A 14323-nucleotide genomic window follows, 5' to 3' on the forward strand; every position below is an offset into this window, starting at 1 on the left:
AAAATCGAAATCCAAAGCGGTTTATTTAAGCGGTGGTGGATGCCACGTTTTGGGGTTGGATAAAGACCTTGATACCTCTAAATAAAAATAGCATTTGCTTTTGCCACCATTAATACTTTTTAAATGAGATACGTTTTAGCCAGTTATGTGTACACCAAAGAGTTTAACCAGCCACAGGCCTGGTTAAAGCGCATTAACATGTATACCGGCATATTAGATGCCCTGGCCAAAAGCAACGAGGTGATCAGCATTGAACAAATCAATTACGAAGGTGAACTGACACAAAACGGGGTTAACTACCATTTCAGAAGATACCCAAAAGCGGCGCTCAAATATTTTCCGTGGGCTTTGCATTTGTATATTAAAAGCCTTAAATCCGATGTGGTAATAGTACATGGTTTGCATTTCCCCTTGCAGGTTATCCAGCTACGCCTTATGCTTGGCCGCAAAGTAAAGGTCATTGTACAAAATCATGCTGAAAAACCTTTTACCGGTTTAAAAAAACTACTTCAGCGGGCAGCCGACCGGTTGGTTAACGCCAACTTGTTTGCATCGCATGATATGGGTATGGAATGGATTGCCGCCGGCAACCTCAAATCGCCCGGTAAAATACATGAGGTAATGGAAGTTTCCTCTGTTTTTTATCCTATAAGCCGCCTGGAAGCCAACTCTCAAACAGGTGCACAAGGCAACCCGGTGTTTTTATGGGTAGGCCGTTTAAACGAAAATAAAGATCCGTTAAACGTGGTGAAAGCCTTTTTGAAATTCGCCGAAAGTTCGCCCGGGGCAAAGCTCTTTATGATCTATCACACCGAAGAGTTACTGCCGAAGATCAACGTTTTATTAAACTCATCACCAAATATAGAAGCCATTGAATTAATTGGCGAAGTACCACACGCCGATTTATTGTACTGGTACAACAGTGCCGATTTCATTCTCTCCGGCTCACATTATGAAGGCAGCGGCACCGCTATTTGCGAAGCCATGTCATGCGGGTGCGTGCCGTTGGTTACAGACATCCTTTCGTTCAGGATGATCACTAACAATGGGGAATGCGGCGTATTATACGAACCGGGAAATGAAGCTGCATTACTTGATGCGCTCCTGCAAACTACACAAATGAATGTTGCAGAAAAGCGGAGATTATGCATTGAATATTATAAGCAAAACTTATCGTTTGAGGCTATTGCCGAGAGGGTTGAGAGCATAGTGCAAAGCCTTTAAGCACTGCTTGCCTTTACCGGTCGCAAATCCAATCTACTGTTCAAACACCTCCATCATCTTCCTCACATTATCCCTGATGTCATAAACCAATACATTTTTCTTCCCCGAATCCGGTTCATCCAAAATACAACAGATAGTTTGCCCGGCTTCTTCCATATTATTTACAATATACCAGTTGGTAATATCATTATCCATCGGCTTAACAAAACTTACCACCTCGGCTCCCGCATACAGAGCTTCAAGGCAAACGGCGCCGAAGCCTTCATATTCCGAAGGATGAAATAACACTCTCGAGCGCTGCATCATTTTAAGCACTTTGTGATGCGGTAGTTCGCCTGCAAGGGTTACGTTACTTTCAAGTTGCTTTGATTTAATTCGTTTTATTAACTTTTCCTTTTCAGGGCCGTCGCCGCATATTACCGTTTTTATATCCGGGTAATACTGCTTCAGCATGGCAACAGTTTCTATAAACAGGTGAAACCGTTTCAAGGAAATAAGTGACCCTGCCCCTAAAATATGAATGTCTTTTCCGGCAGATAAATCACCAAATAATGAAATATCTATTCCCACAGGGATAACATTCAGTGGTTTTACATTGTAGTTTTTGGTGAACTCCCGCACAATAAAATCCGACAGCGCTATCAGCTCCTCTCCTTTGGGCTTTATCCACTTAGCATATTTGTTCCCCCTTTTTGCATCCTGCCCCAGCATCCAGCAGTGGTGCTTAATATTTTTTATCCGGGCAAAATAATGACCAACAAAGGCACATTCGCCAAGCCAAAAGCTTAACAAGCCCATTATTTGGTATTGTTTGTTTAAATTCCCTAAAGCTCGCCATACTTTTAGCCAGGTATTCAGCCTGAATAGTTTACCACGGCTTCTTCCTCCAAAACTGATCACCCGTATACCATGCCAATCATATTCGGCAGCGAAAAAGGGATATTGAAAACTTAGCACAATGATATGCAGTTCCGGATTTTCGGCCTTCAACGCCCGTACAAAAACCCGTTGAGGCGGTAAGCAGGTAGTATCGGCTTCGTTTTCGGGGAAACCGGGGCTCAGGATAAGCAATGCTTTTTTACGGTTATCATCCATTGGGCGAGATCACTTTATTACAGATAGCCAGGCTGTCCTTGTTATGGGTAATCAGGATGATCATTTTCCCCTGCCCGGCCAGTTGCCTCAATTTGGTTAACAATTCATTTTCCGCATCTGTATCCATTTCACTGAACGGCTCATCTAAAATTAACAGATCGTGATTATGATAAAGCGCCCGGGCCAGCATGATCCTTTGGCGCTGACCGCCGCTGATGTTCTTGCCGTTTTCGGTAATAACTTTAGCTGTGCCTTCTGGGTAATCCGCAACCAGCTTATTTAATCCGCAAAACTCCAGTACACTGGTTAACTTTTGCTCATCGGCAGTTTTATCGTCAAGTATGATGTTTTTCAGGATAGTATCATATATAAAAAACGGTTGTTGTTTAACCAGGGAAATGTTTTTACGGTAAAGCCGGCGCATTGGCGCGGCAGCAATTTTATTGTTGATATAAATGCCCCCTTCGGCCGGCTCCAAAAAACCGGTTGACAGGTTAATGATAGTAGTTTTCCCCCTGCCTGAATTCCCCGAAATGCCCATAATATCACCGGGAGTTATCTCAAGGTAAAGCTCATCCAAAACAGTTTTGTCCGGATAACTGAAACTTACTTTTTCAAGTTTCAATGACCAAATCTGTTCGTCAACAACCTCATTAACCTGTGGTTTATCATCTTCTTCAATGATCAAATCGGCCAGGATAAATTCATAGGTCTTCATTTGCCCGCTGCTGTTCAGGATTTTTACAATACCTGGGATGATCTTATATGCTGCCGCCACAAAAATGCCAATGGTCAGGATACTAACCACCGGAGTATCGCCCGTTAATTTATTTACAGCGATGAGGATAAAAAAACCCAGAACGGCAAATACTTCCATCAACCGTGAAGGCAGGTTTTGCCAGGTTTGCTGTGAAGCTATATTTTGATTAAGCTGCTGTTGGTAGCTGAAAAACCGGCGACTAAAGAAATCATTTTTTTGATAAATATTGCTCTCCACGTAACCTGATAAGGATTCGTTTAAATGCTGAAGCGTTTTTTCGCTCACAGTTTTGATCTGTGCCCTGATAAATTTTAGCCTAGTTTTAATGAACCAGCCCAAAGCCGCGACAGGTGGCAGCAGCAACACAAACAACAAAACAAACAAGGCCGGGTGATAGAACATAATAGCCCCAATAGTAAAAAGGATCAATACCGTTTGAGATACTATTTGCTGAAAATTGGTGAGGATGTAATGACTAAATTCAATCGGCTGCTGGCTGATTCGCCGGATATGGATAGATGAATCAACGTGTATAAACTGGTCAAAATCTGCATCAAGGTAATTCCTGATATTACGTTCGGACAGCCTTGACGCCACCTTGTAAAAAAAATGCTGCTGCGCATTTTGCGCAAAGAAACCAATACAGTTTTTTATCGCAAAAAGCACCAGAAAAATACCGATAAGCCACAATGATTTATTATTGGCAAAGCCGACCGGTAAAAAACTATAATTATTTCCCGGCTCTCGCTTTGAATAAAAATTAACTATCAACAACAGTAAGCCTAAAAAAGCAACATCCAACATGGCGATAACAATATCGACAATAATTGACCTGATGAGCCTCCGCTTTTCAGATCGATCAAGTATGAGCAGAATACTTTTTAAAATTTGCTTCAAGAGGATGATAAAACAATAAAACCAGGTTCATCACTGGTTTCATTGTTAACTACGTTTTACGCACCTTTAAGGTTGCTTTATAAAGGGGGATAAAATGCCCGACAAGCAATCAAAATAAATTGTTTAAGCTGTTACTTTTGATAAATCACAGGCATAGTTTAATAATCTCTATAAAATTGTTAAATTTCGGCTTCGCATTTATAAAAGAAGTAAAACAACCTTCATGAATTTAGAACCTTTCCTTGCCGTATTTGTGATCACCCAATTCAGGAGGCACCTGAAGAACGACGGGCTGCTAACCAAATGGAACAAATACCTTAACATAGGCTATTATATTGCTATTGCCATATTTGTGTTTGGTGTAAGTTTTGACCACGGCGAGAGGCTGACTATGATACTCTCCCATTTGTTTTTCTTAGGGGTTGTCATATCACCCTATTATATCGAAGACCTGAAATCAGGCAAACAACTTGCTTTTGCATTGATTCCTTATGCAATTGCCGGTTTAATAAAAGACTTATTGGAAAAATGGTTCCCTAATTTTTACGACAATCACGATAACCTGATACAAAGCCTGGTAATGTTTTCGCTTATCTGGGCATTTTCGCTTTGGCTTATCAGTCGCAAACAAACCAAAGCGCTTGAAAATGAGCGCAAACAACGCTTTGCTGAGCAGGAGCAAAACCGCATGATGGCCGCTATGAAGGTAAACCTTGAAAGCGAAGTTCGTGAGCGCACAGCCGAACTTACCCGCCAAACAGAAGAATTACAGCAGACCCTGTCCGAGCTTAAGAGCACCCAGGCGCAGCTGATCCAATCGGAAAAAATGGCCTCACTGGGTGAACTCACTGCCGGTATTGCACATGAAATTCAAAACCCGCTGAACTTTGTGAACAACTTTAGCGAGGTAAGCATTGAACTGCTTGAGGAACTAAAGGACGAAGTACTTGACAAACTGCCCGACGATGTGAAGGAAGATGCGGGCGATATTATTAACGACATTACCCAAAACCTGAGCAAAATAAACCAGCATGGCAAACGTGCCGATGCCATCGTAAAAGGCATGCTGCAGCATTCGCGTGCTACAACTGGTAAAAAAGAGCCCACAGATATCAACGCACTTGCCGATGAGTACCTGCGCCTGAGCTATCATGGCTTACGCGCCAAGGACAAATCATTTAACGCAGGCATGAAAACCAGCTTTGACCCCGATCTGGGTAAAATAGAAGCTATTCCACAGGATTTGGGCCGCGTATTACTTAACTTGTTTAACAACTCGTTTTATTCTGTTACCGAAAAGAAACGGGCTTTGGGCGAAGGCTATGATCCAACGGTAACGGTTAATACCCAAAAAGTGAAATCGCCATCGGGTGTTAACATGGTACAAATTACGGTGGAAGATAATGGCACTGGAATTCCGCAAAAAGTGCTGGATAAAATTTACCAGCCGTTTTTTACCACCAAACCTACCGGGCAAGGCACCGGGCTTGGCCTTTCCATGAGCTATGATATTATAACCAAAGGACACGGTGGAGAACTGAAGGTTGAAACCGCTGAAGGCGAGTTTGCACGGTTTGTAATTTGCATACCTGTTGGTAATGTTGCCCAAAGTTAAACACGGGTAATTTTTTCGTTTTATCAAAATAACACCACACAAAAATATAACTTTGAAGTACTATGAAAATACTTGTTGTTGATGACGAGGCGGATGTTCAACCCTTGTTTTTACAACGTTTCAGAAAAGAGATTAAAAGCGGCGAAGTAGAGTTCAACTTTGCACTATCGGGAGAAGAGGCTCTTCATTTTTTAGAAGATCATCATTCGCAGGTGATCCTGATCTTATCTGACATTAATATGCCGGGCATGAGTGGTTTGGAGCTATTACGTAACATAAGGCACAACTATGAAAAACCACCACCGGTGGTAATGATGATCACCGCTTATGGCGATGACGAAAACTACAAACAATCAATGGAGCTTGGTGCCGACGACTTTTTAACCAAGCCGCTTGATTTTAGCAACTTAAAAGACAAACTTAAACACTTAGAACAATAATGGCCAAGATACTGGTAGTAGATGACGAGCAGGACCTGGAATTACTGATCAGGCAAAAATTCAGGAAAAAGATACGGGAAGGCGTGTATGAATTTGTATTTGCCCAAAATGGTTTTGAAGCGTTAACTCAACTGGCCTCCCACCCCGATATTGATGTAGTTTTAAGCGACATCAATATGCCTGAAATGGATGGACTAACCCTGCTTACCAAACTGCCCGATGCTAATCCTATATTAAAAGCAGTAATGGTATCAGCCTATAGTGATATGGATAACATTCGTACCGCTATGAACCGCGGCGCATTTGATTTTGTATGCAAACCAGTAAACTTTGAAGACCTTGACATTACTATTGAGAAAACTTTACAACACGTTATCGAACTTAAGAAAACCATGCAGGCCATTAAGGAGAACAATATCCTGCGGATGTATGTGGATGAAAATGTACTTAACTTCATGACCCATAAGGAGTTTGAGCACAGCCTTTTGAGTAATGAAACTATCGAGGCAACTGTGCTATTTATTGATATCTGCGGCTTTACCGCCATAACCGAGCATGTTGCCGCCAATACGGTTGTAGGTATGATCAATAAGTACTTTGATGTAATGGTACAGGAGATCATTGCCCAAAACGGTCATATTGATAAGTTTATGGGTGATGCTGTAATGGCCGTTTTCCGCGGCGAATATCACCTCGACCGGGCTATTGATGCAGCCCTTGCTGTTCGTGATAAAATGCACGAGGCCGATGAAATCCAGGCGGGTGATAAAACTTTTAAGCCTTCTGTTTCAATTGGCATTAATTCGGGCGAGATGATTTCGGGTAATATCGGTTCGGCCACCTTAAAACGATTGGATTATACTGTAATAGGCGATGCTGTTAACCTGGCTCAGCGCCTGCAAACAGTAGCACAAGCCAACCAAATCATCGTTAGTGCCGATGTATATGAACAGGCTAAAGGATCTTTCGCCCTCAATAAAATTGGTGAGGTAAGCCTCAAGAACAAGTTAAAACCGGTGGAGATTTACGAGGTTGTTGATTAATTAAAAAATAGCTACCGCGGGTTTAGTGTAACCCGTGGTGTAGCATCATTGAAGTTTCCAACTTCACCCATCATTTCTGCCATAGGTTACAAACGCAGGTCCGGATTAAGCACGCATAACCGTTAAAAGTTTGCAGGTTTGCTACGCTTCACTGCAATTTTGGTATAAACTCGCTTCAAGGACTTGCTGTTAGCAGCGTCATTCAATTCGTCGGCCACTGCAAAAGCTTTTGTAATCAATTCTGCCCATTCCGATGATTCATGTAGCATTTCATTGATCTTATCACCGACGGAGTATATATCCTGATTGGTTATTATATGCAATTTGATGTGCCCCGGAAGAAGCGTATCGGCATCCCTTCTTCTCATTCTCGCAAAATGATATTGGGCCGCCGCAACAGCTTCAATAGCTGCAGAACGTAAATCCACGGCCTGTTTATCACCAACATTTTTACGGGCATTGGCGGTGTTAAACGCCCAAACCTTGCCATCAGAGAATGCAACAACAGCCTGTAGTACTGCATAAGTATGCATTTCTAATATCAGGGCAAAAGCGGTTTCTTCATCATTGGTCGCCTCTATACCTAAGTCTTCGGATTTCAGCGCAAATATCTCATCTCTCAACTCCAGGTATCTTTCATAACGGTAGTCGGCTATTTCTTCACCCGTCTTACGGTAGCACATTTTTTGGTAATACAGATAAAGCAATCTTCCGAAATAGAAAAGTGCCAGGCCTCCAAAATACCAGTATTCCTCTTTCATTTTGCAGTTTAGGTTGTTGTAAGATACGTGCCTTGCTGTTGTTGTTTTTTTCAACGACCACTTAAAATGGTTTTACGATTGCATCGCCCGTTCATTATAAACTCAAATCCTGCTTATGCACTCATTACAAATGAGCGCCAGCCCCCCTCATCAGCAGCAACAGTTAAGAAAAACTTAAGACTTAGAACTTCCAATTAATGATCCCTCACCTTTTTCTTCAACACCCCGCCCGCGGCTTCTTTGATACTGTTTGTAAAAACAAAGGCCTTAGGGTCAATACTATGAACCAGGTTTTTTAATCTGCGAACTTCCAAACGGGTTACTACAGTGAAGATGATATCAACCGGTTGATGAACGTCAAAACTCTCCTTCATAAAGCCACGCTCACCTTTGTAAATGGTGATCCCGCGACCGAGTTCCATCACAAGCCGTTCTTTAATTATTTCGCTTTGACCAGAGATGATATTTACCGCCGTATATTCTTCCAAACCATCAATAACAAAAGTGATGGTGCGCGATGCCGTATAATAGGTTAAAATGGAGTACAACGCCGTAGGCAAACCCAACTCAACTGCGGCTATCAGGAAGATGATAATATTAATACCTAAAATAATCTCACTGATGGTAAAACTGCTGCGTTTTAATGTATATAAAGCTAATATCTCGATACCATCCAACGCGCAGCCTCCTCTTATCGATAACCCCACACCCAGGCCCATAAACACGCCACCAAAAATAGACACCAATAGCTTGTCCTGGGTTATTACTGGGTATTCTATAAATTGTAAACATAAGCCAAGTCCAATTACACAGGCAAGCGTTTTTAGCGCAAATGATTTATTAACCTGGAACATCCCCATTATAATAAAAGGGATGTTGGCTATAATTATTACATAGGCTATGTTGAAATGATAAAGCTCATGAATTAGCAATGAGATACCGGTTACCCCGCCATCAAAAAAGCTGTTGGGTACTAAAAAGCCTTTAAGTGCAAAACCGCAAAATAAAATGCCGATAATTACTGTGACTACGTCTTTTAAAATTTCTTCAATTTTTAAACCCGGTTGTGTCATTAATAGCAGTATTTAAATTTTTTTTGTGATAATTTTCAAATGCTCGTTTTTACCTTCAGCCCTGAGCCTGAGCGCCGTTTGGGTGAAGTAATGATGGCTTTGCAGGAATTTCACCTGCTGCCTGTCCCACTCCAATTCCGATTCAAGGTGATCTGTAATTACGAGTTCCGAAAATAACCTTTTACTAAGGATAAAAAAATCATTTCGGCCCAAATAATCTAAATCAGCATCACAAATTATCTGGCCTAAATGATTGTGAGGGTTTTGCGGCATTTTCGTTGCCATAATAATATCGCAAACCTGCTCAATTTCATCACTTGTATAACCAAAATCAGGCAGATGTTGCCTCGCATTTTTGCATGAACCAGCCTCATGATTGACTTGCCCGAACAAAAAACCTGAATCATGATAGTAAGCGGCCGTAAGTAATAGCTCCAATTCGTCTCCGATTATCCCCTCACCCGCCGCAATTTGTTTTGCAGCAGTATAAACATCAAGCGCATGATCAGCATTATGGTAATGAAAATGTTTGGGGAGCTCTTTCTTTATTTTGTCGAGGATAAAGCCCCCGGCTTGTTCTACCTGCATTCAGTATTTATAATGGCGCTAATATATTAATTTAAGAAATATACGAATACACATAAGGACGCATAATTGCGTCTCCCTCGTACAGGTCATCATTGCATGATCGAAATAAATATTTAAAGCGGCAATTGTCTCTACAATAAAACAGAGCTTAAACAATTATCTTAGCACAATGAACAGCTGGTTTAAAAACTATAAAGGCATTATCTTATTACTAACAGGCATTATTATTGGAAGTATCGCCGGGGCAGTTTTAGGGAATAAAGTTGAAGTGATTAAACCTATTGGTGATATTTTCCTGAACCTGCTGTTCACTGCCGTTGTGCCGCTGGTTTTCTTTGCCATAGCATCGGCTATTGCAGCATTGGATAGTTCGCAAAAACTGGGCAAATTATTAGGCGTTACTTCGCTGGTATTTGTGTCGACTGTTTTAGTAGCTGCCATGGTTACCATTATAGCTATTTGGATCTTCCCTATCCATCAGCACCTTGTTGCCAGCCCCATAACTGAAGCTATCACCAAAAAACCATTCGGCGATCAGTTAACAAGCCTTTTTACTACCAGCGAGTTTTACCAGCTGTTATCCCGCAAAAGCATGCTGGCCATGATCATTTTTGCAGTGATCACCGGCTTTGCTACTCTGCACGCAGGCGAAAAAGGCAAAGCATTTACAGCCTTTTTACATAGCGGCAATGAGGTTTTCAAAAATATTTTCAGCCTTATCATGAAAATTGGCCCTATTGGCCTGGGGGCTTATTTTGCTTACCAGGTTGGAGTGTTCGGTCCGCAGTTGTTTGGCGGTTACGCGCGTTCTATGGCTTTATATTACGGGGTTGGTGCGTTTTATTATTTGGCGATATTCAGTCTGTATGCTTTTATCGCAGGGGGTGTTAGCGCGTTTAAGCGATACTGGAAAAATAATATTATACCATCTGCTACAGCAGTAGGAACTTGCAGCAGCATTGCCACCATACCGGCAAATTTGGATGCCGCAAAAAAAATGGGAATCTCTGATGCTATTGCCAATATTACCATTCCGCTTGGTGGCACTTTGCACAAAGATGGTTCAAGCATTTCGTCAATAGTAAAAATGGCTGTAGTTTTCGCGCTGTTTGGTAAAAGCTTTGACAATGCCGAAACTATAATCATAGCCCTTGCTATGACAGTTTTAGTGAGCCTGGTTGAAGGTGGCATTCCTAACGGCGGTTATATTGGCGAGCTACTTTTTATTTCGGCCTATGGTTTCCCGCCCGAAGCGCTCCCCCCGGCTATTATTATTGGTACACTGGTTGACCCAATGGCCACATTGTTGAATGCAACCGGCGATACGGCTGCTGCCATGCTGGTGGCCCGTTTTACGGAAGGAAAAGACTGGATGAAACCGCCCCCCGCTAAGGGAGAACTATAGCATATTCAATAAAGGTTTATTATATTGGCGTATAAATAAACCCTTCACTACCTGTATGCTTCACATTCTCTACATTATAGCCATAATTGCGGAAGCAATGACAGCCGCATTATCAGCCGGGCGAAGAGATATGGATTGGGTTGGTGTTTGTATCATAGCCTGGGTTACAGCTTTAGGCGGCGGCACCGTTCGCAACATATTGTTTAATCATTACCCCATGAGCTGGGTCGAACATCCCGAGTATTTAGTTATTACAGCTGCCGCAGCCATATTGGCTGCTATTATTGCCCGCCTCATGACCAAAATGAAAACGCTGTTTCTTTACCTGGATGCTTTAGGATTGGTAGTATTTACTATTATAGGCTGCCAGATAGCGGAACAAATTGATCTGCCCTGGCTTATCATTTTGCTAAGCGGTATGATAACCGGTTGTGCGGGAGGCGTGCTGCGCGATGTGCTATGCAATGAGGTACCGTTGTTGTTCCGTAAAGAAGTTTATGCCAGCGCATCCATAGTTACCGGGGCATGCTATTTAAGCCTCGAACATTTGGGTGCTCCCAATGGCGCGACAATTGTAATAGCTTGTATTATTGGCCTCGCATTACGCCTGCTCTCTATCAGGTACAACTGGCAAATGCCCAAGTTTGTATATCGTGAAGAATGGCATTAATTGTTAATTTGGGAATTGGGATTTTCGGTTTCGGATTAGTTATTAATTATACCTCAGCTGAAAGCTGACACGATGGTTCACCGCGGGCTGAAAACCCGCGGCAGTTACAGGGAAACAACAAAGGCGTGATAATGAAATCCCGCCTTTGTTGTTTGCAGTTCTGATGTCGTCCCGAATTATTTCGGGATCCCACATGTTAAGCCATCATGCATGATTTACACCTGGCTTATGGGTTGCTGAAACAAGTTACCCATGCCATAGTTAAAAAATGGGGTCATGCTGAGCCTGTCGAAGCATAGCGGGGTGGGCCTCTGCGCGCGTCCTTCGACAAGCTCAGGATGACAAGCCCTCCACACCTAATGTCATTTCACCTTCAGAGGCCTCCGGATTTAAATCACTCAGCATGACGCATTTTATACTTTGTCTATCCACCATTGTTCCCCCTTCAGGGGGGTAGGGGGCTACTCTGTACTCAACGAATACGGCGCATCACTCACCTTTATCCCCCTTGTTTTATTAGGCTGAGGAGCCATATTAAAGTTAAGTACCGCTCCTTTTTTAAGTTCCGAATGGCTTAACCAGGTTAAATCATATGGCTTGCCGTTAACGTTTAACGTATTGATATATTTATTAGCCGGACTGTTGTTAGCTGCATTGATCACTACCTTTTTACCGTTCTCAAGGTTTAGCGTAATTTTCTTAAACAGTGGTGTACCCAAAACGTACTGATCACTGGCCGGAGTTACCGGGTAAAAGCCCATAGCCGAGAACACATACCATGCCGATGTTTGGCCATTGTCCTCATCGCCACAATAACCATCCGGAGTAGCTTTGTATAACTTCTCCATAGCATCACGCACATGGAACTGGGTTTTCCATGGTTCACCTGCATAATTGTACAAGTAAATCATATGTTGAATAGGCTGGTTGCCGTGGGCGTATTGCCCCATATTCATGATCTGCATTTCGCGGATCTCATGAATGGTCTCGCCGTAATAGCTATCGTCAAACACCGGTGGCATGCTAAATACCGAATCCAGCTTGGTAATAAATTTCTGACGTCCGCCCATTAAATCAATCAGACCCTGCATATCCTGGAAAACACTCCAGCTGTAATGCCAGCTATTACCTTCGGTGAAGGCATCGCCCCATTTAAACGGACTGAATGGTTTTTCAAATGTCCCATCCTGGTTTTTACCGCGCATGAGTTTGGTTTCCGGATCGAACAGGTTTTTATAGTTCATGGCACGTTTTTTATAAATGCCTATCTCTGATTCGGGTTTGCCCAGTGCCTTGCCTAATTTATAAATCGCAAAATCATCATATGCATACTCTAAAGTACGGGCTGCGTTTTCATTAATCTTAACATCATAAGGCACGTAACCCAATTTATTATAGTACTCCACTCCCTCTCTGCCGGTAGCCTGCGGACCGGCATTATTTGCGCCGTGCACCAAAGCTTCCCACAAAGTACTGATATCATACCCGCGTAAACCTTTTAAATAAGCTTCAGAAACTACCGAAGCCGAATTATTACCGATCATCACCGCCGAATAACCCGGGCTCGACCACTCAGGCAACCAGCCACCTTCTTTATAATCATTGATGAGGCCTTCCTGCATTTCTTTATTGATGGATGGATAAACCAGGTTCAGGAAGGGATATAGCGCCCGGAAGGTATCCCAAAAGCCGGTACCGGCAAATTTATAACCCGGGAATACTTTACCTGTTGATTCGCTATAGTGTACAATCTTGTTGTCCTTATCTATCTCATACAATTTGTTCGGGAAAAATACCATGCGGTAAAAGCATGAGTAAAAGGTACGCATCTGATCAACAGAGCCGCCTTCAACCTGCAAGTGGTTGAGGGTTTTGTTCCAAACAGCTTTTGCCTTTTGACAAGTTACATCAAAGCTGTCTTTACCCTGCTCACGCTCCAGGTTTAGCTCGGCCTGTTCAATGCTGATGAATGATGAAGCTACGCGCAAATGAACCTTTTCGCCTTGCGTAGTTTTAAAACCTATCAGAGCGCTTGCATGTTCAGCTTTTAGCTCCAGGCCATCAGTTTGCGTAGTATCGCTGAAAGTATGTGCATAGGTGATTGGCTTATCCACATAAATAACAAAATAGTTTTTAAAGTTTTTAAGCGGGCCACGCGCATATTTGGTTGAATAGCCTACAATCTTCTTTTGATCGGGCATAATCTTTACGTATGAACCTTTGTTCAGCGCGTCAATAACAATAAAGGAGCTATCAGTTTTAGGATAGGTAAACCTGAACTGTGCCGAACGCTCAGTTGGGGTGATTTCGGTAGTCACATCATGATCGGCCAGGTAAACGCTGTAATAGTATGGCTTAGCGGTTTCAGCTTTGTGCGAGAACCAGCTTGCCCTTTTATTTTGGCCTACTACTGCATGTTTGGTAACCGGCATAATGGCAAACTGCCCGTAGTCGTTCATCCACGGTGATGGCTGGTGGGTTTGTTTAAAACCGCGGATCTTGTGCGCATCGTAAGTATACGCCCATCCGTCGCCCATAACACCGGTTTGCGGTGTCCAGAAATTCATCCCCCAGGGAAGGGCAATAGCGGGATAAGTGTTACCATTTGAAAGGTTGTAGTGCGAATCGGTACCCATCAATGGATTGATGTATTCAACAGGATCGGTAACCTTATTTACCTGCTGAGCAAAAGTACCGGATGCCAACAACACTGATGTGATAAGTACCAGGGCTTTTTTCATTGTTTTAATAT

The 14323-nt window shown here is 42.6% G+C and carries 12 protein-coding genes; 6 read left to right on the forward strand and 6 right to left on the reverse strand.

All coding sequences use genetic code 11. The annotated features are described in order from the left end of the window. Nucleotides 1–123: 123 nt before the first annotated feature. On the forward strand, nt 124–1224 hold the full coding sequence (locus J3L18_RS12105; protein ID WP_129568726.1) for a glycosyltransferase family 4 protein: 1101 nt from the start codon (nt 124–126) through the stop codon (nt 1222–1224). 33 nt (nt 1225–1257) lie between these two features. On the opposite strand, the gene J3L18_RS12110 is transcribed toward J3L18_RS12105, so the two are convergent. After that, nucleotides 1258–2319: a glycosyltransferase family 4 protein gene (locus J3L18_RS12110; protein ID WP_129568727.1), complete on the reverse strand. Its 1062-nt coding sequence runs from the start codon at nt 2317–2319 to the stop codon at nt 1258–1260. Beyond that, nucleotides 2312–3976: an ATP-binding cassette domain-containing protein gene (locus J3L18_RS12115; protein WP_129568728.1), complete on the reverse strand. Its 1665-nt coding sequence runs from the start codon at nt 3974–3976 to the stop codon at nt 2312–2314. The genes J3L18_RS12110 and J3L18_RS12115 overlap by 8 nt, the downstream gene beginning before the upstream one ends. 223 nt (nt 3977–4199) lie before the next feature. On the opposite strand from J3L18_RS12115, the gene J3L18_RS12120 reads away from it, so the two are divergent. From J3L18_RS12120 to J3L18_RS12130, 3 genes are all read left to right on the forward strand, one after another. Continuing rightward, nucleotides 4200–5591, forward strand: a complete 1392-nt coding sequence (locus tag J3L18_RS12120; protein ID WP_129568729.1) for a sensor histidine kinase — start codon at nt 4200–4202, stop codon at nt 5589–5591. Between the two features lie 62 nt (nt 5592–5653). Continuing rightward, a complete protein-coding gene (locus J3L18_RS12125; protein ID WP_129568730.1) occupies nt 5654–6031 on the forward strand; it encodes a response regulator in 378 nt (125 codons plus the stop codon). Next, complete coding sequence (locus J3L18_RS12130; protein WP_189549133.1) at nt 6031–7074, forward strand: adenylate/guanylate cyclase domain-containing protein; 1044 nt, start codon at nt 6031–6033, stop codon at nt 7072–7074. The genes J3L18_RS12125 and J3L18_RS12130 overlap by 1 nt, the downstream gene beginning before the upstream one ends. A 122-nt stretch (nt 7075–7196) precedes the next feature. On the opposite strand, the gene J3L18_RS12135 is transcribed toward J3L18_RS12130, so the two are convergent. From J3L18_RS12135 to J3L18_RS12145, 3 genes are all read right to left on the reverse strand, one after another. Continuing rightward, nucleotides 7197–7835: a hypothetical protein gene (locus J3L18_RS12135; RefSeq protein WP_129568732.1), complete on the reverse strand. Its 639-nt coding sequence runs from the start codon at nt 7833–7835 to the stop codon at nt 7197–7199. A gap of 194 nt (nt 7836–8029) precedes the next feature. Then, nucleotides 8030–8908 (reverse strand): YitT family protein, encoded by an 879-nt coding sequence (locus tag J3L18_RS12140; protein ID WP_091167940.1) that lies wholly within the window; start codon nt 8906–8908, stop codon nt 8030–8032. 12 nt (nt 8909–8920) lie between these two features. Continuing rightward, nucleotides 8921–9496, reverse strand: coding sequence for an HD domain-containing protein (locus tag J3L18_RS12145; RefSeq protein ID WP_091167942.1), 576 nt, complete (start codon nt 9494–9496; stop codon nt 8921–8923). Between the two features lie 169 nt (nt 9497–9665). Here J3L18_RS12145 and J3L18_RS12150 point away from each other — a divergent pair, with 169 nt between their 5' ends. After that, the gene (locus J3L18_RS12150; RefSeq protein WP_129568733.1) at nt 9666–10901 is read left to right on the forward strand and encodes a dicarboxylate/amino acid:cation symporter; all 1236 of its coding nucleotides are present in this window, start codon (nt 9666–9668) and stop codon (nt 10899–10901) included. A 55-nt stretch (nt 10902–10956) separates the two neighbouring features. Beyond that, nucleotides 10957–11571 carry a trimeric intracellular cation channel family protein gene (locus tag J3L18_RS12155; RefSeq protein WP_129568734.1) on the forward strand — a complete coding sequence of 205 codons (615 nt, stop codon included), beginning with the start codon at nt 10957–10959 and terminating at the stop codon, nt 11569–11571. 461 nt (nt 11572–12032) lie between these two features. On the opposite strand, the gene J3L18_RS12160 is transcribed toward J3L18_RS12155, so the two are convergent. After that, nucleotides 12033–14312, reverse strand: a complete 2280-nt coding sequence (locus J3L18_RS12160) for a GH92 family glycosyl hydrolase (protein ID WP_129568735.1) — start codon at nt 14310–14312, stop codon at nt 12033–12035. Between the last annotated feature and the right edge of the window lie 11 nt (nt 14313–14323).

This window comes from Mucilaginibacter gossypii (assembly GCF_017569325.2).
Taxonomy (GTDB): Bacteria; Bacteroidota; Bacteroidia; order Sphingobacteriales; family Sphingobacteriaceae; genus Mucilaginibacter; species Mucilaginibacter gossypii.

Coding starts and splice junctions, on each gene's coding strand:
- J3L18_RS12155 (WP_129568734.1), top strand. CDS start 10,957: ATGCTTCACATTCTCTACATTATAGCCATAATTGCGGAAGCAATGACA.
- J3L18_RS12105 (WP_129568726.1), top strand. CDS start 124: ATGAGATACGTTTTAGCCAGTTATGTGTACACCAAAGAGTTTAACCAG.
- J3L18_RS12120 (WP_129568729.1), top strand. CDS start 4,200: ATGAATTTAGAACCTTTCCTTGCCGTATTTGTGATCACCCAATTCAGG.
- J3L18_RS12150 (WP_129568733.1), top strand. CDS start 9,666: ATGAACAGCTGGTTTAAAAACTATAAAGGCATTATCTTATTACTAACA.
- J3L18_RS12140 (WP_091167940.1), bottom strand. CDS start 8,908: ATGACACAACCGGGTTTAAAAATTGAAGAAATTTTAAAAGACGTAGTC.
- J3L18_RS12125 (WP_129568730.1), top strand. CDS start 5,654: ATGAAAATACTTGTTGTTGATGACGAGGCGGATGTTCAACCCTTGTTT.
- J3L18_RS12160 (WP_129568735.1), bottom strand. CDS start 14,312: ATGAAAAAAGCCCTGGTACTTATCACATCAGTGTTGTTGGCATCCGGT.
- J3L18_RS12110 (WP_129568727.1), bottom strand. CDS start 2,319: ATGGATGATAACCGTAAAAAAGCATTGCTTATCCTGAGCCCCGGTTTC.
- J3L18_RS12130 (WP_189549133.1), top strand. CDS start 6,031: ATGGCCAAGATACTGGTAGTAGATGACGAGCAGGACCTGGAATTACTG.
- J3L18_RS12135 (WP_129568732.1), bottom strand. CDS start 7,835: ATGAAAGAGGAATACTGGTATTTTGGAGGCCTGGCACTTTTCTATTTC.
- J3L18_RS12145 (WP_091167942.1), bottom strand. CDS start 9,496: ATGCAGGTAGAACAAGCCGGGGGCTTTATCCTCGACAAAATAAAGAAA.